The sequence below is a fragment of the Alteromonas sp. S167 genome (assembly GCF_036864375.1).
Classification (GTDB): Bacteria; Pseudomonadota; Gammaproteobacteria; order Enterobacterales; family Alteromonadaceae; genus Alteromonas.
Genome location: NZ_JAZETR010000013.1, coordinates 55,865 through 81,188 on the forward strand (window position 1 = coordinate 55,865; position 25,324 = coordinate 81,188).

Annotated in this window: 18 protein-coding genes; 8 read left to right on the plus strand and 10 right to left on the minus strand. The window is 43.9% G+C overall.

Annotation, left to right across the window (positions count from 1 at the left end; genetic code table 11):
• Positions 1-128: 128 nt before the first annotated feature.
• From V7R35_RS16875 to V7R35_RS16895, 5 genes are all read left to right on the plus strand, one after another.
• The gene (locus V7R35_RS16875; RefSeq protein WP_334016072.1) at positions 129-2,003 is read left to right on the plus strand and encodes an alkaline phosphatase family protein; all 1,875 of its coding nucleotides are present in this window, start codon (positions 129-131) and stop codon (positions 2,001-2,003) included.
• Positions 2,004-2,021: 18 nt separating this feature from the next.
• Positions 2,022-2,558 (plus strand): flavodoxin FldB, encoded by a 537-nt coding sequence (fldB, locus tag V7R35_RS16880; RefSeq protein WP_334016038.1) that lies wholly within the window; start codon positions 2,022-2,024, stop codon positions 2,556-2,558.
• A 32-nt stretch (positions 2,559-2,590) separates the two neighbouring features.
• Positions 2,591-3,379 carry a CLCA_X family protein gene (locus V7R35_RS16885; RefSeq protein ID WP_334016039.1) on the plus strand — a complete coding sequence of 263 codons (789 nt, stop codon included), beginning with the start codon at positions 2,591-2,593 and terminating at the stop codon, positions 3,377-3,379.
• Positions 3,380-3,521: 142 nt separating this feature from the next.
• Positions 3,522-3,929, plus strand: coding sequence for an ExbD/TolR family protein (locus V7R35_RS16890; RefSeq protein ID WP_334016041.1), 408 nt, complete (start codon positions 3,522-3,524; stop codon positions 3,927-3,929).
• A 173-nt stretch (positions 3,930-4,102) separates the two neighbouring features.
• Positions 4,103-5,527 (plus strand): collagen-binding domain-containing protein, encoded by a 1,425-nt coding sequence (locus tag V7R35_RS16895; protein WP_334016042.1) that lies wholly within the window; start codon positions 4,103-4,105, stop codon positions 5,525-5,527.
• 130 nt (positions 5,528-5,657) lie between these two features.
• Here V7R35_RS16895 and V7R35_RS16900 read toward each other — a convergent pair whose 3' ends face one another.
• The 8 genes from V7R35_RS16900 to V7R35_RS16935 form a co-directional block, all read right to left on the minus strand.
• The gene (locus V7R35_RS16900) at positions 5,658-8,129 is read right to left on the minus strand and encodes a cellulose synthase subunit BcsC-related outer membrane protein (RefSeq protein ID WP_334016043.1); all 2,472 of its coding nucleotides are present in this window, start codon (positions 8,127-8,129) and stop codon (positions 5,658-5,660) included.
• Positions 8,126-9,190 (minus strand): glycosyl hydrolase family 8, encoded by a 1,065-nt coding sequence (locus V7R35_RS16905; protein WP_334016044.1) that lies wholly within the window; start codon positions 9,188-9,190, stop codon positions 8,126-8,128. The genes V7R35_RS16900 and V7R35_RS16905 overlap by 4 nt, the downstream gene beginning before the upstream one ends.
• Complete coding sequence (locus V7R35_RS16910; protein ID WP_334016045.1) at positions 9,184-11,532, minus strand: cellulose biosynthesis cyclic di-GMP-binding regulatory protein BcsB; 2,349 nt, start codon at positions 11,530-11,532, stop codon at positions 9,184-9,186. The genes V7R35_RS16905 and V7R35_RS16910 overlap by 7 nt, the downstream gene beginning before the upstream one ends.
• Positions 11,532-13,754: a UDP-forming cellulose synthase catalytic subunit gene (bcsA, locus tag V7R35_RS16915; protein ID WP_334016047.1), complete on the minus strand. Its 2,223-nt coding sequence runs from the start codon at positions 13,752-13,754 to the stop codon at positions 11,532-11,534. The genes V7R35_RS16910 and bcsA overlap by 1 nt, the downstream gene beginning before the upstream one ends.
• Positions 13,732-14,256: a hypothetical protein gene (locus tag V7R35_RS16920; RefSeq protein WP_334016049.1), complete on the minus strand. Its 525-nt coding sequence runs from the start codon at positions 14,254-14,256 to the stop codon at positions 13,732-13,734. Before V7R35_RS16920 ends, bcsA begins: the two co-directional genes overlap by 23 nt.
• Before the next feature lie 198 nt (positions 14,257-14,454).
• Positions 14,455-14,970 carry a YgjV family protein gene (locus V7R35_RS16925; protein ID WP_334016050.1) on the minus strand — a complete coding sequence of 172 codons (516 nt, stop codon included), beginning with the start codon at positions 14,968-14,970 and terminating at the stop codon, positions 14,455-14,457.
• 11 nt (positions 14,971-14,981) lie between these two features.
• Positions 14,982-15,704 carry a tRNA1(Val) (adenine(37)-N6)-methyltransferase gene (locus V7R35_RS16930; protein WP_334016051.1) on the minus strand — a complete coding sequence of 241 codons (723 nt, stop codon included), beginning with the start codon at positions 15,702-15,704 and terminating at the stop codon, positions 14,982-14,984.
• Positions 15,705-15,755: 51 nt separating this feature from the next.
• Positions 15,756-16,376 (minus strand): NAD(P)H-binding protein, encoded by a 621-nt coding sequence (locus tag V7R35_RS16935; RefSeq protein ID WP_334016052.1) that lies wholly within the window; start codon positions 16,374-16,376, stop codon positions 15,756-15,758.
• Positions 16,377-16,446: 70 nt separating this feature from the next.
• Here V7R35_RS16935 and V7R35_RS16940 point away from each other — a divergent pair, with 70 nt between their 5' ends.
• Both V7R35_RS16940 and V7R35_RS16945 read left to right on the plus strand, forming a co-directional pair.
• Positions 16,447-18,657: a S9 family peptidase gene (locus V7R35_RS16940; protein WP_334016053.1), complete on the plus strand. Its 2,211-nt coding sequence runs from the start codon at positions 16,447-16,449 to the stop codon at positions 18,655-18,657.
• Between the two features lie 208 nt (positions 18,658-18,865).
• On the plus strand, positions 18,866-20,704 hold the full coding sequence (locus tag V7R35_RS16945; RefSeq protein ID WP_334016054.1) for a S8 family serine peptidase: 1,839 nt from the start codon (positions 18,866-18,868) through the stop codon (positions 20,702-20,704).
• Positions 20,705-20,781: 77 nt separating this feature from the next.
• On the opposite strand, the gene V7R35_RS16950 is transcribed toward V7R35_RS16945, so the two are convergent.
• Both V7R35_RS16950 and V7R35_RS16955 read right to left on the minus strand, forming a co-directional pair.
• Positions 20,782-21,156 (minus strand): PH domain-containing protein, encoded by a 375-nt coding sequence (locus V7R35_RS16950; RefSeq protein ID WP_334016055.1) that lies wholly within the window; start codon positions 21,154-21,156, stop codon positions 20,782-20,784.
• A gap of 12 nt (positions 21,157-21,168) precedes the next feature.
• Positions 21,169-24,150: a putative bifunctional diguanylate cyclase/phosphodiesterase gene (locus V7R35_RS16955; RefSeq protein ID WP_334016056.1), complete on the minus strand. Its 2,982-nt coding sequence runs from the start codon at positions 24,148-24,150 to the stop codon at positions 21,169-21,171.
• Between the two features lie 115 nt (positions 24,151-24,265).
• On the opposite strand from V7R35_RS16955, the gene V7R35_RS16960 reads away from it, so the two are divergent.
• Positions 24,266-25,297 carry a serine/threonine dehydratase gene (locus tag V7R35_RS16960; protein ID WP_334016057.1) on the plus strand — a complete coding sequence of 344 codons (1,032 nt, stop codon included), beginning with the start codon at positions 24,266-24,268 and terminating at the stop codon, positions 25,295-25,297.
• The last annotated feature ends 27 nt before the right edge of the window (positions 25,298-25,324 follow it).

Genomic DNA, 25,324 nt, shown 5'->3' on the forward strand with positions numbered 1-25,324 from the left:
AGTGACTAACATAATTGTAACGGATTATATCCAGCATACCGTTTATAAACAAAAAAGAGTAAGGTATGCAGATGTTTTATGCCGCCTAGGTTTTAGTACAGACAGACTAAGAGGTATTCTTAAAGGTGATGCAGCCCCTTCCCGTTGTTGTGGCAGGCCCAATAGTCCGCCGAGTTACTGCTGACAAATGTTACGTTTGGCTTGTAAGTAGTGTTAGTGATGATATTTCACTGTCTTTGCACTTGGCTGATGGTGCTTTGTCGGGCGCATCAGATTGCCAGTCAGTACAAGTGGGTGAGCGCGCATTCGTGCATTTACTGTCATTTAATAGTGAAAACCCGTTTCCTGAAAATAGACGAATTCAGTACAACCTTCACTTTACCAACAGCGACAACCAGCAATGCTGGCATTCATCTTTACAGCAATTGCTATACAGTAATTGTACTTCACTGCATTTTCATTACACCTCATCGCCCACAACAATATTACATGGGTCTTGCAGAAAGCCACATTTTCACGACGACGATGCATTAGCGCAAGTTGATACACTGCACGAAAACGCATTTCAAAATGATGCTACTCCACCTGATTTATTGTTGATGACAGGCGACCAAATATACGCCGATGATGTTGCAGGCCCTATGCTTAAGGCCATTCACAATACCATCGACCTACTTGGACTTTTTCATGAAACGCTAACAGGTGCTGTAGTACCACATTCAAGCGAACTGGCCGAACATGAATTTGGTTTTTACCAAAGAGAACAATTGTTGCCCCAAATAGCCACCAATACCGTGTTATCTTCACTGTTTTTTGGTGCTAAGAAAAAACCAGTTTTCACCTCGGTTAATGCGCAAAACCATCTGATCTCAAGTGCTGAAATTTTTGCCATGTATATTCTGGCTTGGTCAGATGCAATGTGGTCGCACGTATCAATAGATAAAAGTCACGTGCCCAATAAATATCATGATTTGTTCGACAAAGAGCACATTGCAATAAAGGGTTTTGTTAAACAACTTCCTGCGGTACGGCGCGCACTCGCGCACATACCCACCTACATGATATTTGATGATCACGACGTAACAGATGATTGGAACCTTACCCGAGGATGGGAACAAGAAGTTTATGGCAACCCACTTTCAAAACGCATGGTAGGTAATGCTTTACTGGGTTATTTGATATGCCAAGGTTGGGGTAACGCGCCTGAGAAAGTAAAACCACTTATCGAGCAACTTCAATCAAGTATCCAACAAGGTGAACTTACTGGGCACGACAGCATGATTGATGCGCTATTAGATTTTGACCAATGGCATTATCGTTTAGAAACATCTCCGCCCATCGAAGTACTTGATACACGCACCCAGCGATGGCGTTCAGAATCGAACATGAATAAGCCGTCAGGGTTGATGGATTGGGAAGCGTTATGCGACTTTCAACATTCTATTATAGGTAAAGAAGCCGTAATCGTTGTATCAGCAGCACCGATATATGGCGTTAAAGTTATAGAAGCTATCCAAAAAGTGTTCACGTTTTTTGGAAAAGCACTTACTGTCGATGCTGAAAACTGGATGGCACATAAAGGTACAGCAAACGTTATGCTGAATATCTTTAGACATTATAAAACACCGCCTGAGTTTATTATTCTGTCTGGCGATGTTCACTATTCCTTCGTTTACGACGTAAGACTTCGGTTCAGACGCAACAGCCCGCATATTACCCAATTCACATGTAGCGGTTTAAAAAATGCATTTCCAGATAAACTGATAAAGTGGCTGGATAGAATGAATAGAGTATTGTACCGCTCTAAATCACCGCTTAACTTTTTTACAAGGCGAAGAAATATGTCGGTGAAACCGCGCCATCCAAGCGAAGGTTATGGCGAATTATTCAACGGCTGTGCGCTTGGTGTATTAAAAATTTCACACAATGGCAGCGAAGTACAGTGCAAGGCTTTGTTGAACAACGGTAAAGAGGTAGAATTCCCGTCATCAAAAGACGACTAACGCAAAAGAGGTTTGTAAATGAGTAATGGCGCGCTGTCTATCGGCTTGTTTTATGGGTCAACTACCTGTTACACGGAAATGGCAGCTGAAAAGATTCAAGCACAACTCAACAGCCTGTTTGACGAAGAGATCGTAGCCCTTCACAACATTAAAGAAGTGAGCCTTAACCGCACGGCTGAATACGACATCATTATATTTGGCATATCGACGTGGGACTTCGGTGAATTACAAGAAGACTGGGAGTCTCACTGGGAAGACGTTCATGGATTGGATCTTTCTGGTAAAACCGTTGCGCTTTTTGGTCTAGGCGATCAACTAGGTTACGCTGACTGGTTTCAAGATGCGCTAGGTATGCTGTTTGATGCCATTAAGCCTTCTGAATGTAACATCGTTGGCTTTTGGCCAAATCAAGGTTACGAGTTCACTGCATCAAAAGCCCTTACTGAGGATAAAAGCCAATTTGTTGGTCTGTCGCTTGATGACGAGAACCAATACGATCAAACTGACGAACGCATTTCAGCCTGGTGCGAACAGCTGCTTGTAGCCATGGCATAACTTGCGCATAGTTTACTTCAAGGCACTACAAGTTGGAAAACAAAGGCAGACTTCATCAGCAGTTCTATCGAAATGGCCCAAGTCACCGAGATGGTGCAGATGTATCGTTTCAAGATATAAGAAAACTCTTCAACTTTGCCACCATTACGGTAGGGCGTTGGGTTACCGCTGAAGAGCAACAGATCGCAGCTAATCTCTTTTTTGATGCACTTTACGATCTCGTTGCTATTTTAAATGTAAATGAACAGGTACTGTCTCTTAACGGATCCCTGTCTTTAGCTTTTGGCAGCGGCGGTCAAAAACATGCAAGTGCTCACTACAACAGTGCCAAAAGACAACTAGCATTAGCGAAAAACGCTGGTGCTGGCGCGCTAGCGCACGAATGGTTTCACGCTTTTGATCATTACATTGCGCCACGCATGTTCGACAATGTGCCCCCCGGTAGCTTTGCTACTCAGGCCTGGCTAGACAACGCGAATATGAACGATCATCCTTTGAATCAAAAATTAAGCGATTGCTTTTCCTTACTGTTTTTAAATGATCAAAAGAGGCCCAATGAGTATTTTGTGCGATCAGTAGAGGCTGATCGCGCGCTAAAAATGTATTATTATGCTATGCCTCAAGAGATGGCTGCCCGTGCGTTTGAGGCCTGCATTCAGGATCACGAGATCAAAAATGCGTTCCTTGTGCAAGGCACAAAAAAGTCAACGGAGGCTAGACTTGGTATTTACCCTCATGGTAATTTGCGAACAACGCTCAATCGGGCATTGATGTTGTATTTTTACCAATTAGGTGTCGCTATTTCACATAAACAAACCTAGTTTGTTGTTTTATTTCTGTGAAATTGAGTATTTTTCCAGCAACAAGTGTTAACGAGCCCACTGTTTTTATACAAAAGTCTGTATATTTTTGTAACAAGCAGTATACTAAAGCGCTCGAACGTAACAGAAAAAAGAAGACGAGATGAAAAGAAAAAAGCATACCTCGGCTGAAGACGAGGCTCAGATTGATATGACCCCCATGTTGGACATCGTGTTCATCATGTTGATTTTCTTCATCGTAACGACCTCGTTCGTGAAAGAAAAAGGTTTGGATGTAAACCGCCCAGAAGATAACCAAGCGAAAAACGATCAGCCTTCAAAAGCGCTATCTATTCGCATTGATGCCGATGGCACAATTATGATGGGTGGTCGTGAAGTAGATATCCGCCGTGTTGTTGCAAACACGCAAACGTTCCTAGCTGAAAACAATACAGATTCAGCGGCAATCCAGGCTCATGAAGATACAGAGCACGGTACCGTTGTTGAAGTAATGAACCAAGTTAAGGTTGCGGGTATTTCTAAAGTATCGGTACTAGTTAAAAAGAGCTAACATTCTGATTAACTTAAAAAAAGCCACCCTCGGGTGGCTTTTTTCGTATCTAAACCTATACCAAAGTATCTATTGAACTGTCGAACGATTTTTGCTCAAATTGTACTATTCGGTGTATCTGGAAAACCATGTTGAAAAAAGGTTCCCAGATTCGGATGTCACTGGAGCCAACAATGAAAAAATTAGTTTTACATACTGCAGTAGCAATTGCAGTACTATCAGCGCCTTACGCGGCGGCTGCCCCTATTCAATTGAGTGAAGCGTTCAATTACAACGCGTTTATTTTCAACGATTTCGAAGGTCAATACTCTGACGTTGAAGGGCGTTTAGCTGTGGGCGGTGAAATGCGAGTCAACGATTTTAACGTCGGTCTTCAGCTTTCTCCTCAATTATCAGATTCAGCGCTGCTAGTCGGAAAAAATCTCCATTTCATGAACGGTAATGTGCATGGTGGCAGTACCACTGTATCTGGTATGGTTTTCGGCGAAAACTTATCACTAGATAAAGGCATTGAAGCCGAACAAACAATCAATCTTATTAATTCAACGGTGAAATCTGGCAATGTTACTTCTGAAGGTGACGTTAAGCTGGGCAATAGCAACGTTGTTTCTGGCGACGTTCATGCTAACTCTGTTGTACTAGGTGGCCCTGCTGAAGTGTATGACAGCAGAACAAATGAGGGAATGTACGGCTCCAAAGTTGAAAATGGCAATGTATCTGCAGAGTCTAACGTTACATTGGTTAAAAGTGAGATAAGCGGAACAGTTACAATGAATTCTGGCGGTACGCTTACTACTGATGGTGAGTCTACTATTGGCGCTGAAGTGCGTGGCGAAGTAAAAAAAGCGACTGTCGATAATATTCAGTTTTCAGCACTTGAAGAAGAAGTGCGTCAATTCTCTAACGACTTCCGCGATAGAGACGTTAACGGAACGACTTTAGTCGAAAGTTCTTCCAAGTGCTTTGACTCAGACGATAACGTCGTAGATACACAAAGCCAGACTTGTGCGGAGCAAGGTGGCACCGAGCGCGAGAAGGTTCACACGATCACCTTCAAGGGCGAAAACGATATCAACGTATTCGACATTGACGCATCTACGCTTAGCGTGGCCGACAAAAGCATATGGTACGACTTCACCTCAACTAGCTATAACATCATAAATGTTAGAGGCGAGGTAGTTGAGCTATTCAATACCGGATTTTTCAACGAAGCGTATAAGAACTTCTCGAATACAGACTACTTCACAGAAACAGGCCAGTATGCCGACAATGCGCCTGCAAGTAGTGATACTCCTGAGAGACGTCATGATGGTAAGTTTACGAACAACATATTGTTTAACTTCGTAGATGCAACCGATATCACGTTTCATTCAGTAGGTATTAAAGGTAGCGTATTAGCGCCATACGCTAATGTAAGCTTTTACAACGGCCAAGTAGATGGAAATTTAATTGCGAAGAACCTGTCGTCTCCTGATGGGGAATTCACAGGCCAAGTGAACAACTATCGCTTTGGTGCTATTGATGTAAGCGAACCCGCCTCATGGGCGCTATTATTTGGCGCAGGGTTCTTGATGATGGCACGTCGCAAGAGAGCATAAAACGCAGCAGAGCATAAGTAAAATGCAAGCAAGCTAAGCTACAAACTGTAAGAAGAGACTGCGGCTAGAAGCTTAAATAGTTAAATTGGTAAATAAGAAGCGGGTTATTCATTATGAATAACCCGCTTTTTTATAATGCGAAACCACTTAAGCGTGGAGATGATAAAATTAACTCATCGCTGGTAACGCCATTGCCTTTACCCGCTCTCCAGCGAATTTGAATTCCTGCTTCAAAGTCTTCAAACTCTACGGCAAACGACTTGCCCATATAACCCGCTACAATCCAATTATCGCTAAGCCTGTACTGGCCTTCGGCCATAATATTACCGCTTAGCCCCGTATTGTTGTCTTCGCCTAATGTAGTGACAAGATCTTCATCGTTTAACGCAAAATCATTTAATGGAAAACGTAAATCGTCGTCTTGTTCAACACGCGATACCGCAAGCGTAGTGCGAAGTCTGACTTGCCATTGCTGCGCTTCAAGGGTTAATAGTTCAGAATAAGCGCCAACGCTTAGGAACATACTAGGGCTAAAGTAACCGCCATTACCATAGGTAAACCCACTCACGTTGTTGTCGTAGCCGTTGTAGCTAATAAACGGCCCAACGCGCCAATAATCGAGCTTTGGTGAAACTTGTGAGGCAATGTCGTAACTTACATCCATTCGTACAGCCAGAGCATTGTTATCAATCACTCTGTCGCCCGTTAATTGGCTTACTTGCGCAGTACCTGCCACCGACCACTTCGGCGCCACGGCATGCGCAGCAAGCACGCGTACACCGTCTTCAAGCACATAGCCCCATGCGTCGGTGTGTCGATTATTAAATGTGCCTGTGTTACTGAGTAAGCTGTCTTGTTTGGGTAGTCGAAACGCTGTTGCGGCTAAGGTAGTTTTATCTAGGAATTTTGTTAACGACACTTGCCCCGTTAAGGCTGCATCTACCGGCTGGTCAAACATACCGTATTCAAGGTTAACGTAAAAATTGTAGTCTTCTTTCTGATAGCTAGCTTCAGCGCGAATTCCGGTATCTTCAAACCCAGTAATACCGCTGAAGTCAGGCCGAGACGAGGTGTTGTTTAAAGCTGGCAGCTGTTGGTCGCCAAACCAGTCCCCAACAAAAGGAGCACCGCTATAAAATTGTTTATAGTCGAATGTAACTTGCCATAACCAGTCATTAAACTCGCTGCCCACGCCTATGTAGTGGCTATGCACATCAAAACGTCCAAGCCCAACTAGACCGCTACGAGAGCGTGTATTTGCACCATACACAACCTGAAGCGCGTCTTTCGTTTGCGCGGTAGTGGACCTACTGTCACCATTTAAGTAGGCAAGAAGAAATTGTTTTCTAGGCCACGCTGTCTGCGTAATTTGTTGCTGCTGTATTGCTTTAACCGCAGAAAACTCGGCCGCAAGCTCGCTTAGCTTATCTTCATCACCAGAGTGTAGCTTTACTAATTCATTGGCATAAACCGTATTTTCAGGGTCTTTCGACAGTGCGTATGAAAACGCGTCGGTGGCGGTGTTTACATCTTGGTATTCACGCGCGGCCCACCCTAAAAGCGCATATTCTTCAAGCGTAAGTGGACGAATTTGTTGAAGCTGCCTACCTGCGTTAACACTGTCTTGAAACGCGCCTTGGTTGTAAAGAGAAGCCTGACGCTCGGCCAAACCATCAGCACAACGACGAAGAAACACTTCGGTGTTAATGCTACATGCAAGCTCGAAGGCTTCATCGTTAAGGTTTTGAGCTGTTAAGCTTAAATATTGACCCTCTTGATGCTGTAGCAATGAAAACAATGTGTAAGCGTACGTGTAGTCTTTTTCATCAAAGTATTCCCACGCGCTTCCTAAGACTATTTCGCGTGCTAGTGCTTTGTTTTGCTCTAGCTCCTGCTCTTGAACCTCGCCAATGTATTGCTTTAACAAAGCAATATTTTTAGCGGCTAGCGCCAGCTGCACTCTAGTGGTAGTAATACTCTGCAACCCCTGTTGAGCCGATTCACGTTCTACCTGCAAACTAGTGGTGCTTAAGGCATTATTAAACTGCTCTTGAGCTAGGTTAAATAACCCTTTATCAACCGATGTCCAGCCAATTAAAAGGTGAAAGTCGCTTCGCCCTACGGTATTTGCCAAGGCGCCCAACTGCACTAACTTATTTTCAGATGTTTTCTGGAGTGCGGCAGGTTTTAACTGCGCAAACTGCTCAAGAAGGTATTCAGCCGTAGGCGGTTTTGGCTTTGATTGTAGTTTAGCTGGCAGTGGTGCTGTATTGCTTTTCGTTGGGCTATCTTCAGTTGAAGCAGCTTTAAGCCGACCATTAATTCTATCTAGCTCGGTAATAACATCTTTCGGCGCTCGCCAAGCCGGGTACTCTGCACGAAGTCGTTCGAACTCAGCATTGGCTAGTGAAACCTGTTTTTCATTAATGTGATACCAAAGGCCTGTTAAATCGGGCTGCTGGTCGAGCGTTGGCAGCACCGGCAACTCTTTTTCTTGGTAGGTCGTCGTTGTTTGTGCAATTCCCTTGTTCACAAGTAAAGGTATTGCTACAAGAGGAGGAACCAGAAACGATGTTAACACCGATTTTTTAGAAGATTTCACGATTTAGAGTCCATTACCGCTAACATCGACAGCATCGTTAAGCTTGCAGAGTAATAGTCGGTTTTACGAGAGAAAGCGGGCCAAGCTTCGTCATGGGTAAGCTGCACATTTTCATTATGTGCAATGCTAGTTACCGCTGTTTTTATTGCTGTCATGCCTGGAGTAAGGCCATAGTTAGCGCTTTCCCCTGTGTTCAAATTAAGCGTTGCGGGTACTGTCGATTGCGCCCACCACTTAAAATACGGTGAAAGTAATCGTTCTGCTTGCCCTGAATCCTTCATAAACGATGTGGACCACGCTAAATGAAGCGGCACGCGCACTGCATTAAATCCGTATTCTGGTGACAGTACGTTATTTAAAGAAACGTTGCCTTCTTCTAGCCTTAACCAATCACTGGGTAACTTATGGGAAGAAAATTGGCTTTCTTGAAGTAAAGATATGCCACTTGAGAACAGTAACTCCCACTGGGCTTGGCTATTACTGTATTGTGCTATTGTCGAAATGGCAGGAAACACCCAATACGACAAGTTTAGCTGTACGCTATGAGCATCTTTAAAACCAAATTCACCTGGTAGTAAAACAGTGTGTGGACCACGTGTGACAATGAGCTTTTCTTCTACTGCCGCTATAATGGCGGTTGCATCGTTTTTATAGGAACTATCACCCCACTTCTCGTATGCGCGCAGCAATGCCCACGCAATAAGAAGCTCGCCGTCAGATGCATTATTTGGATCATCAATACAGCGCTTGTTATTGGATTCACACGGACGAAAACGCCAGCTAAATAGATTGTCGTCTCGCTGTAGCGTTTGCTTTGTCCATTGCCATAACGCATCAAAGGTAACTTTGTCAGACGCAGCAACAGCGAAAAGCATGCCATAGCCCTGCCCTTCGCTGTGCGACACATTGTTGTTGCCGCTATCAATTACTCTACCGTCTTCAATAAAAAGCGCTTTAAAAGCGGCAAAACGCTTCTCGAAAGCTAAGTTATCTTGTGTAGAGCAAGACGACACTAGCAAAACTACCAGTAGAAATAGGCCTGTTAAACGTGCGTTTACCATGAATCCTGAACTTGTTGATTTCTGCGTTTTAACAACAGATAAGTAATTACGCTAACAACGACCACCAGCGCAATAAAACCAAATAGCCAATACCACGGGTTATTTGACAACCAAAGGCGAAGGTGTAGCCATTTGTCGTCGGCTTCGCCCACTTCAAACTTGTCGCTTACTTGCATAACCAAAGAAGGCGTTTGACTGTTTTTCCATGCAAAGAAATCACCACCTAACTGACCCCATAATGACAAGCTTACCAAGTCCAATATGCGCGCCTCTAATAAACCAGGCGTTTGAGCCGCAACGATAAATAGCGTATCGCTATCGGTCGCCGTTGGGTGACGCTGCGCGGTTAGCACCGCTTGCTCGCCTAAATCACTTTGTTGAACGGTATGCCCGTCAATGCGCATTTCTTTGAATGATTTATCTTCAGTAAAATTACGAATACGGTTATACAAGTTGTTCTGCAAACGATACGACCAGCGTTTTGTGGCTTCAATAGCAGTACTGAACTCTGCTTGCTCAACACTACTTAAAGACTCTGGAGTACCAAGTACAAACGCCGACGTAGAAGTGCTTATTTCGTTACCTAGCACCACCTCAACATTCAATAGTGGCACCTGCGCCACTTGTGCCAGTTTAGCGGATAACGTTAGCGCACTGTCTAGAAATGCTTCAGTCGGAATATTAATCGTTGAAGTAGGCGCACTTTTGAAACGTGCGAACGGATATGCTGTTTCTGACATCAGCGCCAAATTAGGCTGCACGGCAACGTGACCAGCATCCGGTAATTTAATTGCTGACGAATCGTCTAATTGAAATACTAAGTGAGAACCAGGAATGTCGTCACACTCAACACCCGCAAGCGGAGCACGCTGGGTGACATCAAAATCAATATTATTAATTCCGCCTTTGAAAAAGCGCGCAGGAATAGTGAGCTGATAGTCTCTAAACGACTGACCGTTTATGTTATTTAATGCTAAGCCATGAACAAGTTCACCGTTTACGCTCACGTTCATTACCGAGCCAGGCCCAAAACCGGCACCATAGCCAAAATCGAGTAATAATTTTACGCTAGCATTTTCAGGTACATAAAAATCGGCAGGTAAACGCAGTGGCACACGTTTTCTAAAGTCCCCTTCATTTCTAAACTGTGCAGTAGCAACCCCAAAATCTTGAAAGGTATAGGTGTTATCTGGCGTTAACACTTTATGTTTTTGCAGCTTGCTGGCATCCATTTCACTTTGTGACAGAACTGTTACCTGAGTTATTGGGTTTATTGCGTCATCCATAACAGAAAGTGCTTTTGCTGCTTCGTAAACCTCTTCTTGTGTGGTGCCACTTACAATCAAACGCAAGCTTGCTGGCGTAACCACAGTATTGTTAACGATAAAAGCGGGTGTGTTCTGAGTTTTAAGGAATGCTCCGTTAATTTCGTTCACTAAATCATCAGATAGGATTGGAGACAACTCTTCCACGGTTCCCACTAATACGTGAATAGGTTGCTGCTTTTGCGGTGTAATATACCAAGCGCTTCTTTCAAACCTGGCTATGTTGTCTTCATTCCAAAATTCATCGTTTAATGCTTTGGAAGTTGCATTACTTCTCTCCAAACTGTTTCCAACGCGATTACTCAACGATGTACCTCGTAGCAACTCACTTACATCGGGTAACTCATAGTTATCGGCAAACGCAGCATGTTTTACATGTAGTGGCTGGTACTGATTTCGAAGCGCAAGGGCCTGTGCTGCTAAAGGCAGTGTTTTCTGATAAATAGCGCTATTTGGTTCAAGTGCAGTATAAAGCGCTACCTTACGTTGCCCGCCAATACCTGGATTAAAGAAATGGCTTAACGACTCCAACATAAACGGCTTGTCGCCTATTACAGTATCTAGAGTTAACGTAGAATTATAGACGTTAACTTCGCTCCATAACTCTGGCGCATTGCCATCAACACATTGCATAGCGTAATGCTGACTAACCGCTAAGGTTAACGAGTTAAAACCAGGGCGCCACAGTGCTGTAGGGATATTTATTTCCGAAACTAAAGAAGGCCTGTCTGGGTCGTATGCTACTTGTCCAATGGTTGCGTTATTAAATCGAATATAAAGCTGAGAACGCTTTTTAATAAGGGCTTGTGAGCTAGTTACTTCAATACGTAACTTAGCCGAGTTAACGCGTGTCGCTGCACTTAGTGGAATAGGAACATCAATAGCGTCGGCCTTCCCTTGAAGACGAATTACGCCATCACCGCTGTAAAAATCGGTCAAACGAAACGTTTCGGTCTGCGCTAATGCCGAAAACGACACCAACAAACTCACAATTAACATAAGGTAAGTTTTTATCATTATTTTTCCTTTACCGGCGCTGGCAGAAGCCTTAGTTTTCCGGCGAATTTCCTCAACAACACTGCAATATGCAAAAACACAGGCTTTAGCCCTACTTTTAACACGTGTTTAGCACCAAACCAATAAGATATTGCTCTGGTTCTTCTGCGCTGAAACGACATCCATCTCAAGCTGTCACATAGGGTGAATGCAACAATCTCGTCTTGTTCTGCGTCATTTTGCGAGGAAAACCGCACGCGTAAGATTTGTGACTTTTCATCAAAATGCAGTGCTTCAACTGAAAGTTGAACGTTGCGCTGTAACGCATGGCTCCAAGCGGTAAGCGTGACATGTCGTGGTATACTGGCACCTCCACCTTTAATACGCATCCTTGCGCCACCAAGCGACAAGTCTACCAAGTCACCCACCCAGGCCTCATCTTCAGATGTTCGAAGCACTACGCTGTTTGTAGCTGGCAAACGCGATTGACTGCGAACTTGCTTACGTTCTAACAGCACACTCATAACCGACAATAACAATATTAGATTGAACACGTTCCAAAGCATTACCACAATGGTAAGTTCCCTTGTTAGTGGCTCGGTAATAAATTTATACACGCCCGTTCCCAACGCAAAGGTGATAAGTAACGTTAACCAGTAGAATACGCCCGATAACGGTGAAACAAAGGTTTTGTCTAGACTTTCCCCTTTCGGTGTAACCACGAAAGACGGCGCTCGTGGTTTTAAGAACACTTTTATGAGCGCGTTGAGCGTAAAAGCACACTGTAGAATTTCATAAAGCTCGGACACTAACGGCCACCGCGTTCGTCCAAACAGCATGGTAGAAATCATGTACGTGGCGATTACATGGGGAATAGTGAACGCGATGATTTCTAGCATGGATGCATGATAAACCTGCAGCCCAAAAACAAGGTAGGCCAATGGCATTAGAAGAAAAACAATGCGGGCGAAAGGAAAAAGCCAAAACATGATAGAACTCATGTAACCAACCCGCTGATACCATTTTAAGCCTTCAGCCTTGAACGGTTTTTTAAGTAATAAAATTTGGGTCATGCCCTGTGCCCAGCGCATGCGCTGCTGAATAAAAGCATCGAACGTTTCTGGCGCTAAACCGCTTACCATAGGGCGGTCAACATAAACAGACTCGTAACCCATCTTATGTAAATCAAGGGCAGTTTCAGCATCTTCTGTGATGGAATCGCCAGATATACCACCTACTAAATCTAGGTGGGCACGACGCATCAAGGCTGCAGAGCCACAGAAGAAAGAGCTCCCCCAATAATCTAACCCTTTTTGAATAGTACCGTAAAACATGTCATTTTCAGACGGCATGCGGGTAAACGCAGAAAAATAGTTGCGCTCAACGGGGTCAGGGTTAGCCATAAAATGAGGTGTTTGTACCAAGAATACTTTCTCATTCCTTAGCATCCAAGGCACGGTTCGGTCTAGAAAATCTGAGGTAGGAACATGGTCGGCATCTAAAATAACAATTAAATCGCCGTCAGTGTTTTGAATGGCGCTGTTTACGTTACCCGCTTTCGCAAATTCGTTTCGTGCTCTTGTGTGATAACGTATTTCTAGCCTTTGGCAAAGCTGCTGAAGCTCTTCTCGTCTGCGTTTGGCCGTAGCCGCTGCAACCGGGTTTGTAGAATTTATTTTTTGGTCGGTACCACCATCATCAAGAAGATGAACGCGCAGCTTATCCTTAGGGTAGTCAAGCATTTTAGCTGCACGAATTGTCACTTCCAAGATATCTGCATCTTCATTGTAGCTGGGAATCATTACATCCACAGTAGGTAATGTGGCAGGATCTGTTCCTTGTAGCGTTAGTAAAGGCCTGCTAAGAGGAAATGCATTTACAATTGCCCCCAGTACAGATGTAATGCCCGCATAAATTTCTGCACCAAACAACAGCCACACCGCTACCATCGACAACACATCTGAATAAGTAAGCGTATATATACCCCGCCAAAGCAGGTATCGAAAACTTAATGCAATGGCCAACACCAGTGCAAAGGTTCTAAATAAGTGCTGATGCTGTTGCATGTGCCTCGCCTCTCGGCTGCACAAAGAAATTATGATGAGTATTACAACAGAAGAAATGAGTTGCCCAAAAGCATCCATGGGCGCAAGCAAAAGCAGCCCTAATAATAGCGCTGCTGTAAGAAGAACAACAATGTATTGTGTTGTGCGATGATGTCTACGAGTTTGCGAATTGTCCAAGCTTGCGATCCATTACGTGTATCTCCGTTACACTCGAATAGTTCGCCCTGTTAATTAGCGTGACTTTGCCGTCTGCCACCTCTACTTCGTGATTGCTCATAAAGAACAGTCTTGAAATTGCATCGCGCTGTTTTTTATTGCTTTTCGACGCAAAAAACCAAGCGGGATATGTGGCAAAACCAAATGCAGCTAACGCGATTAAACCGAAAAACACAATTGGTGGCATTGTAGGTGCTACGTACAGGGAAAATAAAAACACTGCTATACTTGCTACGGTAAATATACCAGTAATTTTACGTAAGCGTATAACTTTAATAAGATTATTTTCAGCAGCCACAAGCATACCGAGGCGCTTTTTCCACACCTGTTCGGCTTCGAACAATGTTTGCTCTTCAACCAAATGCGGTTTGACGTTCTCAAATAAACTGCGGCTCTGAGCCTCACCTTTTGACGATGCTACTTCAGACCCGAATAACTGCTGTGTATTGTTAACTGTCTTCACTGCGCAAACTCTCCTACCACATCGTTCGAGAATACTTCGACTCTTTCTTAGGAAAAATTGCTAAGATCATACTTAGTGATTCAGAATTATACGCTTCCATACTGCTTTCGCTATTGAACTTTGGGATAAGCCAATGAAAGCAAGGGCTACAGCTTGATTGAGGCGTTTACAAGGTTTTTGAACGCTGTTTAAAAACTGTCACTTCTGAGTATTTAGTGAACGCTTATTGGCAAAAAGCTTACTTAAAATGCTGATTAAATTGCTCACATTGAATACAGTACCAAATATACTACCAACTGAAATGGCGTAAATTAGACCAAGCGTTTCTGCAACCAAAAACACTTTTCTAATTTTGTCGGTATCGCGAATAACTATTGAGCCGATGGTGAAGATAAGTGAAGACGCATAGGCTACTAAAATGATCCAATGGTGCTCAAGCACAAACCATTCATACGTCAAAAACCCAACATTAGCGGCAATAAAAACGAACAGTGTGAGATTGCTTCTATTTTTAATAGCTATGAAATTTCTCAAGCTAGCCAAGAGTGTGCCTACCCCAGCTGCCATAGCATCTAGCATGAAAAAATGTGCACTCAACGCAGCAAGGGCAAATGCAGAAATAAGAAGGTACTTATCTACATTTGTCTGTCTGTAGCCAATGAAATTTAAAATAACGGCAAGTGCGCCGAATGCTTCGGCAATAACAATAGTCAATGTTTTACTCTCTAGAACTTCAAATAGAAGGGTTTACATAAGGCTTTATACGCGGCGCTGTATTCGCCAGCCTTGTTTCTTATAAATAATGCGTCTTCAACAATCAAAGGCGTTGCAGTGTGTGCATGCTGAAATCGATAGGTAGTCAAGTACGGCTCATGCTGCTCGTCATGACTAACATCCATCGCTTGTACCGCGCACAATCCAAACTCTGAAGCGGTATTAATTATTTGCGCTTTTATTGAATACGGATATACACAATTCAACCAGCCATTGCTCTTCAAGTGCCTTTGACAGTAACTGAACAAATCGTGGGGTGTTAATGCGCTTGTTTGCCTTGCCGTTGCACGCTGAACGCTTTGTGCTTTATAAGCGTTTGAGCCCTCATGCGGTGCGTCAAAATACGGCGGATTAGACACAATAACATCATAGCTTTTTTCATTATGTGACTGCAGCGAAGAACAAGACACATTGATACGGTGTGCCCACGGCGAATTGACAGCATTATCTTGTGCTTGCTGCGCTGCGCTAACATCAATATCAATAGCATCAATAAGTACGTTATCTGACGTCCGCTGCGCCAACATCAGGGATAGAATGCCCGTTCCAGTTCCAACATCTAACACCGAGGTTGCATTATTCAACTTCGCCCAGCTACCTAAAATTAAACTGTCGGTATTTACTTTCATTGCGCATTTATCTTGAGCAATAACAAACTGCTTACAGCGGAACATAAATAGGCACTGAATCTCGCGATGAATTTTGGCGCGGCATTTTACACGAATTTACCACTTTTGCAGCGACATCATGTTTCTAGCTACATCAATAGGATGTACGGGACGATACTTTTTCAAAGGCCCTTTCATTAAAGACTGCCAAACGGGTGCCGTTTTTTGTGCTATTTCTTCCAGAAAACGAGAGTCATCGCGCTCACCTATTAGTAGTGATGGCCTTACCGCTGAGGCGTGCGGAAGTTGCGGCATGCGCATAATGGCATTTTCGAGCTCGCCTTTTACGCGAAGATAAAAATTACTGCTTTTTGCATCGGCGCCCACCGACGATATCCACACGAAGCTTTCTGCTCGCTGCGCTCTTGTGAGCTGCGCTGCAACGTGCACGTATTCAAAATCTACTCGACGGAAGGCTTTTTGTGATCCTGCCTTTTTTAAAGTAGTGCCAAGGCAGCAGTAAACATGGTCTACGCTAAAATAGCCTTGATAGTCTTGCAGGTTATCGAAGTCGATAACGACAGGCTTCAAACGAACATGAGGGTCGTTAAACATTGTCGCAGGTAGCGGCTTTCTTACTAAACACGTTACTTCGCTGTATCGCCTATCTTGTAAAAGTACATTTACAAGCGTTCGTCCCACTAAACCAGTCGCTCCCAGCACCATTGCGGTTTTCATACTTCACACCTTGTATCATGATATCGTTTCTCTACAATCTAACCTTCGACAGTCAAATATGCAGATAAAAATGAAAAAAGCCCTTTTAATTGGAGCCGCTATGCTCTCTACTGCTTTAAACGCTGAAACGCTCACTATTGAGCGTATTTTCTCATCGCCATCGCTTGATGGTAACGCACCTCGTTCTTTGAAAGTATCACCTGACGGCCAACGTGTTACGTTTTTAAAAGGTAAGCAAACCGACTACGAACGTTTAGATTTATGGGAATACCACATTCAAAGCGGTGAAACCCGCATGTTGTTCGACTCTAACGACTTACAAAGCGGTGAAGAAGTACTGTCTGATGAAGAAAAAGCACGCCGCGAACGCATGCGTCTGTCTGGCAGCGGCATAGTAAGCTATCAGTGGTCTGACGATGGCAAGGCGCTTCTGTTCCCTCTTGGTGGTGACGTGTTTTATCACAAGTTAGGCGAAAAAGGTGCTAAACAGCTGCTTGATACCGACGCCTTTGAAACCGACATTAAGCTATCTCCTAAAGGTAATTACATTTCATTTATTCGCGACCAAAACTTATTCGTTAAGCATATTGAGTCAGGCGAAGAAATAGCGATTACCAAAAAAGGTGGTGGCAACATTAAATACGGTATGGCTGAATTCGTTGCCCAAGAAGAAATGGGACGCATGACAGGCTACTGGTGGTCGCCAGACGAAACACACATTGCATTTACTAAGGTAGATGAAAGCCCTGTCGACGTTATCACGCGTTCAGAAATATACGCAGACGATATTAAACTTATTGAACAAAAGTACCCTAAAGCAGGTACACCGAATGTGTTGGTTGAGCTAGCTATTCAAGATATCAGCTCAGGTAAGCGCACATGGGTAGATTTAGGCGAAAACAAAGACATTTATTTTGCACGCGGTAAATGGATGCCTAACAGCACAACGTTTACGTATCAATGGCAAACGCGCAATCAACAAACGCTAGAACTTCGCGCTTTTGATACAACATCGAACACGCAAACCGTTCTACTGACTGAAACGAGCAATACCTGGGTTAACCTTCACAACGATTTATATTTCTTAAAAGATAAAGGGCAGTTCATTTGGGCGTCTGAGCGCGATGGCTTTAAGCACCTTTATTTATTTGACGACAGCGGTAAATTGGTCAAACAGTTAACCAAGGGAAATTGGGTAGTTGATGATGTAGAAGCAATAGACGTTACCAATAACCGTCTGTTTTTCTCGGGCCGCAAAGATACACCACTTGAAAGCCATGTTTATCAGGTGTCGCTTGATGGCGGCGATATCACGCGCGTAACCGAGCTTGGCGCCTACCACAGCGCGGCGTTCAGCAAAGACGCCTCTATCTTTATTGACCGTTTCTCTACTATTAACTCTCCTGCACAAGTAAGCCTTAATGATGCAACCGGCAAGCGTATTACGTGGCTTGAGGAGAATAAAGTTGAAAAAGGCCACCCGCTAAACGCTTATATGGATAGCTGGACCGCACCAGAATTTGGCGATATCACCACGAAAGACGGGGCCGCGCTGAAGTACCGCATTTACACACCAGAAAGCGCTAAACAAAATCCAGACCAGAAGCACCCTGTTATTGTGTATCTATACGGTGGTCCACATGCACAAGTAGTGACTAACAGCTGGGCAGGCAACCGTGGTTTGTTATTTCAACATTGGGTAGATCAAGGTTACGTTGTATTTACGCTTGATAACCGTGGTTCGAACTATCGCGGTAAAGGCTTTGAAGATCCTATCTACAAAAAAATGGGCTTTATTGAAGTTGATGACCAAGTAGCGGGGGTAGAGTTTTTACGCACATTGCCTTTTGTTGACGCTGCGCGTATTGGCGTTCACGGCCACAGCTATGGCGGTTACATGACGCTTATGACCATGTTCAAAGCAGGTGATTACTTTGCCGCAGGTGTATCAGGTGCCCCAGTAACCGATTGGCGTTTATACGACACGCACTACACCGAACGTTACATGGGCAACCCACAAACAGATGACGATGCCTACACAGCGTCTTCAGTATTTCCTTATGCAAAAGACTTGAAAGGCGACTTGCTTATTTACCACGGTATGGCTGACGACAACGTGTTGTTCACGCACTCGACCATGCTATATAAACACCTTCAAGATTTAGCAATTCCATTTGAGACTATGGATTACCCCGGTAAAAAACATAGCATCAGAGGAAAGCAAACAGGCATTCACTTATATAAAACAATAACTAACTTTTTTGAAAGAACGATTAAGTAAATATAAGTAAATGAAATATAAAGGCATAAGGGTTATTTATCCTTATGCCTTTTTTTTTGGGTATTAAACTTAGTAATACTTTTTCGCTACATGGTTTGTTAAATAAAATTTAATGATGTAGGTTCGAGAGTGAGCGATTTGCTTACCCACTATTAAAAACAAATAAAAAAGTGGGCTTAAACAATAAGTGGAACAAAGAGTGGTACCTATGAAAAATAATAAATTTACCCCTTCATTAATTGCAGCTAGCTTGGCTTTTTCAAGCTTCAGTGCTCTAGCTGACAACGACCGTTACATAATCCAGGTAGACAACAACGCAAAAGGCATCGTAAAAGCGATTGCAAAGCAATCTGGTGCACAAATTCACTTAGACGCAGACGGCTTTATTGCAGCTACGTTCAGCGGAAAATCACTGAGCGATGTGAAGGGTATTCTAAACAACCCTCACGTTAAGTTGGTTGAAGCAGACCAAAAACGTACACCTATGGCGTTATTTAATGACGACGCAGGCAACCCTACACAAACTCAGTTAACACCTTATGCTGTTTATCAGTCACAAGCTGACCAAGTAACATTCGACAGCAATGCTGGTATGAAAGTATGTGTTATCGACTCAGGCCTTGATTCATCGAACGCAGACTTTAACTGGTCAGCAATTACAGGTGACAACGATGTAGGTACTGGCAATTGGTTTGAAAATGGTGGACCTCACGGTACTCACGTAGCCGGTACAATAGGTGCCGCAGACAACAGCTTTGGTGTTGTTGGTATGGCACCAGGCGTAGACATGCACATTATTAAAGTGTTTAACGCTTCTGGTTGGGGCTATTCTTCTGACCTTGCTCAAGCAGCACAGCTATGTTCGCAAGCAGGCGCAAACATCATTAACATGAGCCTTGGTGGCGGTGGCGCTAACTCAACCGAAGAGAATGCATTTAAAGACTTCGTAGCTGCTGGTGGCTTAGTGGTAGCGGCAGCAGGTAACGATGGCAACAGCGTTCGTTCATACCCTGCTGGTTACTCGTCAGTAATGATGATTGGCGCAAACGACGCTGACAATAACATTGCAGATTTCTCGCAGTACCCTTCATGTACATCAGGTCGCGGTAAGCGCGTTACAACTGATGAGACAATTTGTGTTGAAGTAACTGCTGGCGGTGTTGATACACTTTCTACATACCCTGCAGGCGGCGCATCTCTATCATCAATGAGTGCTGACGGCGTAGGCTTTGCTTCATCAGCAATGGAAAATACTGGTAACGCTTCAGCAGCAACCTATTTCTTAGGTCTTGGTGACGCAGTAGATACAAGTGCAGCAGGTAAAGTATGCGTTATCGACCGTGGTAGCGTGTCTTTTTACGACAAAGTTAATAACTGTGAACTTTCTGGTGGTGTAGGTGCTGTTATTATCAACAACGAACCGGGCATGCTTTACGGCACACTAGGCGATACAAACAACACTTCAATTCCAGCAGTAGGCGCGGCATTTGAAGACAGAAGCGCACTAGTTGCCGCTTCTACTATCGACATTTCAATCGGTGCAAGTGATTACGGCTATATGAGCGGTACATCTATGGCAACACCTGCTGTTGCTGGTATTGCTGCACTTGTATGGTCAAATCATCCAACGTGTACTGGTGAAGAAATTCGCAGCGCACTAAAAGCAACTGCAATGGATGCTGGTGCAGCAGGTAAAGATGACTTCTTCGGCTACGGTATTGCACAAGCCGCTGATATGAACGATTACCTTACACAAAATGGTTGTGCTGGCGGTAACGGCGGTGGCGGTGACACTGGTGGCACTGGCGATCTTTCATTAACCGCTAACGGCTACAAAGTAAAAGGTTCACAGCGCGTTGATTTATCGTGGGCTGATGCAACATCATCTAACGTTGATGTTTACCGCAACGGTTCAGTTATTGCGACAACGGCTAACGATGGTGCATACACTGACGCATTAAACAGAAAAGGCGGTGGTTCGTACGCTTACCAAGTGTGTGAAGCTGGCACAACAACCTGTTCAGCTACAGTAACGGTTGTTTTCTAAGAACAACTACTAAGTTACAAAAAAGCGGGCATATGCCCGCTTTTTTTATTGAAATTCAATAACTGAAACTTGAAAAATTAGGCGAACAGCTGTGTAGCCAGGTTTTGCTGTACAGCCTGTGCTGACGATGCGCTTAGCTCAATCTCGATAGCATCAGCTTTACCCGATAGCCAAATTTTAAGCTCGGCATCAGTATCGAAATGCCCTGCCGTTTCAACGATAAACTGCGTGATAGATTTATAGGGAATAGAGTGGTAGTTCACCTTACGCCCTGTTAAACCCTGCTTATCAATCAGAATAAGGCGCTTATTGGTAAAAACGCTTAAATCGCGAACCAATTTGAATGCAGACGTTACCACTTCATTGTCGGCAAGAATTGGGGACAATTCTTCTTGCACATCAGAAGCATTCGTTTCGCTTGCGTTTCCCATTATTGTGTCGAATAAACCCATCTTGATTTCCTTTTAAACAGCGGCAAGCTTTACTCGCCATTGAACTCTATGCGCAAGCGGTTTGGGTTTATCAAGTGCAAAGCCTTGGCCGTAATCAACCTTAAGCTCTCTGAGCACTTCGGCCGTAGCACTATCAACAACAAACTCAGCAACGGTTTGTTTGCCCATACTGTGCGCAATGTTGTTAATTGCTGTCACTGTAGCATGGTCGATAGGATCGTGGACAATGTTTCTCACAAATGACCCATCAATCTTTACGTAATCAACATCTAAGTGTTTTAAGTATGTAAACGACGACATACCAGCGCCAAAATCGTCTAGCGCAAAACTGCACCCAATATCGCGTAAAGAAGAAATAAAACGTTTAGCGGCGCTAAGGTTTGTTACCGCTGTGGTCTCTGTAATTTCGAAGCAAATTTTCTCTGCTGGTACGCTGGAGCTCTGCATTCGCTGAGTAATTTTATGTAGCGCCATTTCGTCGCCAAGCGTTATACCCGATAAATTTATGGCAACTTTACCCACGTTATCGATGTGTGCGGGGTTTTGCTCAAGCATCTTAAGCGTATTATCAACCACCCACAAATCGACTTTGTTCATTAACCCATGCCTTTCAGCAAGAGGGATAAACAGCCCAGGGCTAATTAAGCCTCCGTCGTTATCGTTAAGGCGAAGTAGAATTTCATAATGCTGAAGCTGCGCAGCTTGAGTTTCAGAAGGTACGGTAAGCGGCAGTATTGCTTGGCTATAAAGCTCAAAGCCATCGCTTTGTAACGCCTGATGCAGAGCATTTAATACCTGATTATCACTGTCATCAATCGCCATTTGTGAATCGTTTTCTCTACATATAAAGTAACGATTACGCCCCAAGTGCTTGGCTTTATAGCAGGCATTATCAGCGGCTTTTATTAACGCTTCTGCACTTTGTGTGTTCTCGTTAATTTCGATAACACCAATGCTTGCGCCAACAAAGAAAAGTTTATCGTCGTATACAAACCGAAAGCTTGAAATAGCTGCCAGTAACTTATCCAAACGCTTTGAAACGTCCTCAATGCTCTGGTTTCTAAAAATCATACAAAACTCGTCGCCACCAATACGCGCTAGTAAGTCATTACTATTCACATACTGCCTAAAAATGGTGGATATTTCTTTAAGTAGCTTATCGCCAGCTGGATGCCCACAGCTGTCGTTCACTAGCTTGAACCGGTCCATATCAATAAAGCACATTACGCTTTCGTGGGTGTGATGATGTAAGTAATCGTTTTCAATGAATGTGGAAATGCTGTCCAATGCTAAAAGCTCACTTTCACCTTTATTGTCATCACCAGAATTTGTTGTTTCTTGTAGAATTCGCCTTAATTGATCATCAAACGCATAGCGGTTCAATAAGCCAGTAAGCTGGTCGTGATTTGCTTGAAAATACACTTCCTCTTGAAGCGCAACCTCTTTGGTAACATCTCTGGCAATACCTTCAACCGCAATTAATAAACTTTGCTCGTCTAAAATAGGCGTGTCTGAATATTCAATGATGAAAGATTTACCTTCCTTACCAACGTAATGAACAAAGTAAGGTTTGGGCTTTTCACCTCTTGCTATGGTTTGTCTTATTTCAAAAGTTTCGTCTGGCACCTGGCGAACGTAGCGTGACTCATATGAACAAAAATCGTATGGGCTATACCCTAAAATTTGCTCAACCCCAGCACTCACGTACCGGAAGCTGTGCTCTGCGGTTTTGGTATACACAAAGTGTCTGTGCATACCATCAACTAAGCGTCGGTATCTCTCCTCGCTGTGCTTCAATGCTTGTTGCGCCCTAAAGCGCTCAGTGACATCCCTTACCGTAATTGCAATATTATCGCCTGCTTTCACTACTTGAACTTTAATCCACTCAAGTGAAATGTCTTGGCTATCAAGCGCAATATGCGCTTCATACGGTACGCCAGATTGTGCAACCTTGGTAGCCCTTTGAAACGTATCGCTAATACCCAAGTACCAGGTTTGTTCCGATAGTGTCATCGACCCCAATACGTCGCATGCGCCTCTGAATAAATATTTGCTGTAGGAATTGGCCTCTACCAGTGAAAAGTCGTGCTCGGTAGGCTGATAAATTAACAATGCGTCTAATGACGCTTCACTTGCCGTTAGATAGCGTTGCTGGCTATCAGATAGGTTTACCGCCCCCTTTAATTGCTTGTGAAATACATAACTCACCAGCGCCGACATTAATAAACCGATGGCAATAACCAGAATGCCAGAATTGAAAGGGCTTAATTGCGACTGCATAGTTAACGTAACGGGGCGATCGATGAATGGGAAAGGTGCCAATGACACGGTTGTACCGTCTTTTACTAACTTTCCACTACCAAATAACACGTTGCCTTGCGACGAGAGTTCGAAATTAAATTGCGGCCCAACCAACTCGCCAAGCATTACACCGAGGATGGTTTGAACGTCAAAACCGGCAATTACGTAACCGTGTTCCGGCTCTTGTGGGCTAATTGCACGGCCGATAAGAATGTAGTGATGCTGAGTTTGCTCAGAATACAGTAGCGCGCTATCAAGTGATTCAGAAAGCTCGTCTATGCAAAGGCCTAAGGTGCTCATGGGTTTGCCAATTAGCGAATTGTCTATTCTTTTCCTTATACCCTGTTCTGGGGTGGCTACCCACTGAACAATGCCGTCCTGATCAACAAACACGAGGGAACTGAACCCTTTTTGCATGCCCATTAAAGACATGGCTTGCGCATTAAACCAGTCAACTTGGTTTGGCTCGAAGGTCGGCCAGTTCAACATGAGGTTGTGAACAGCTTGAACACGCTCGGTAGAAAACACTTCTAAGCTAATCTTTACCTGTTCGGCTACCGATTGAGCTTTAGATATTCGAACACTCTTTTCATCTTTTTGTAGATAAATTCCTGCTGAGACAAAAAGCAAAGCAAGAAAAAGGAATAACATCGTCGGTAATGCATAAACGCGATGATTTATTCGTGTGTACATGGGGGTCTCCGGAAAATCGCTTTCCTAGACTAAATTAGAAATATGAAAATAATATGAATTGTCTTACACAATAGAAGTGATACGGTATTAAGAAAATAGAAAGAAGCGGTAATATATGACAACGCACCCTACCTTCGAAAGCGTTAAACGCGCCTACGAACGCATTAAAGACCATGTTAAACAAACACCTATTGTAGAATCTTCGTTATTGAATAAATGGATGGGTCACCGCATTTTGTTTAAGGCAGAATGTTTGCAGACCATCGGGGCTTTCAAGATCCGCGGTGCCATGAACTTTTTGGCGAGACTAAAAGAAGAAGGGCGCTTACCCAAACACGTTGTAGCAAATAGCTCAGGCAATCATGCACAAGCGGTTGCCTATGCCGCTGCACATTTTGGAATTACGGCCACTATTTACGCTAGTGAGTCTATTTCCCCTATAAAAGCAGCAGCGACACAAAGCTATGGGGCTACATTAAAATTGTTTCCCACAAGACCCGAAGCGGATTGCGCTGTTGCTGAAGCAGCACAAGCCGACGATACTGTGTGGATCCCGCCTTTTAACCATGAAGATATTATTGCTGGTCAAGGCACCGCCGCACTTGAAGCACTACAAGAAATAGAACATGTTGATGCCGTATTTGCCCCGTGCGGCGGCGGTGGCTTATTGTCAGGCACTTTACTTGCCACTCGCGCACTAAAACCCAATGCACTGGTGATAGGCGCCGAGCCAGCCGAAGCTAATGATGCATCGATGTCGTTACAGGCCGGTGAGATTGTAGCGCTTGGTCACACTCCCATAACCTTAGCAGATGGTGCTGCAACACCATCGGTAGGCGATGTTACGTTTCCTTTACTACAAGAGCTTGATGACTTTTACGAAGTAGATGAGTTACAAATTGCATATTGGACACAATGGCTGCACCATTTACTTAAATTACACATAGAGCCCACCTGCGCCATGACAATGGCTGCGGTTGCTGCATGGGCAGCCAATACACCGCCGGGCCAAACGGCATTAGTTATGCTGTCTGGCGGAAACATAAGCCAGTCTTCAATGGCTAGTATATGGGAACGTGACTTTTTATTGCAGCCACCCTTATTAATAGCTGACGAAACAACAACCGACAACACGGACGAAGAATAAAAAATGATAAAAACTACACATTCAACA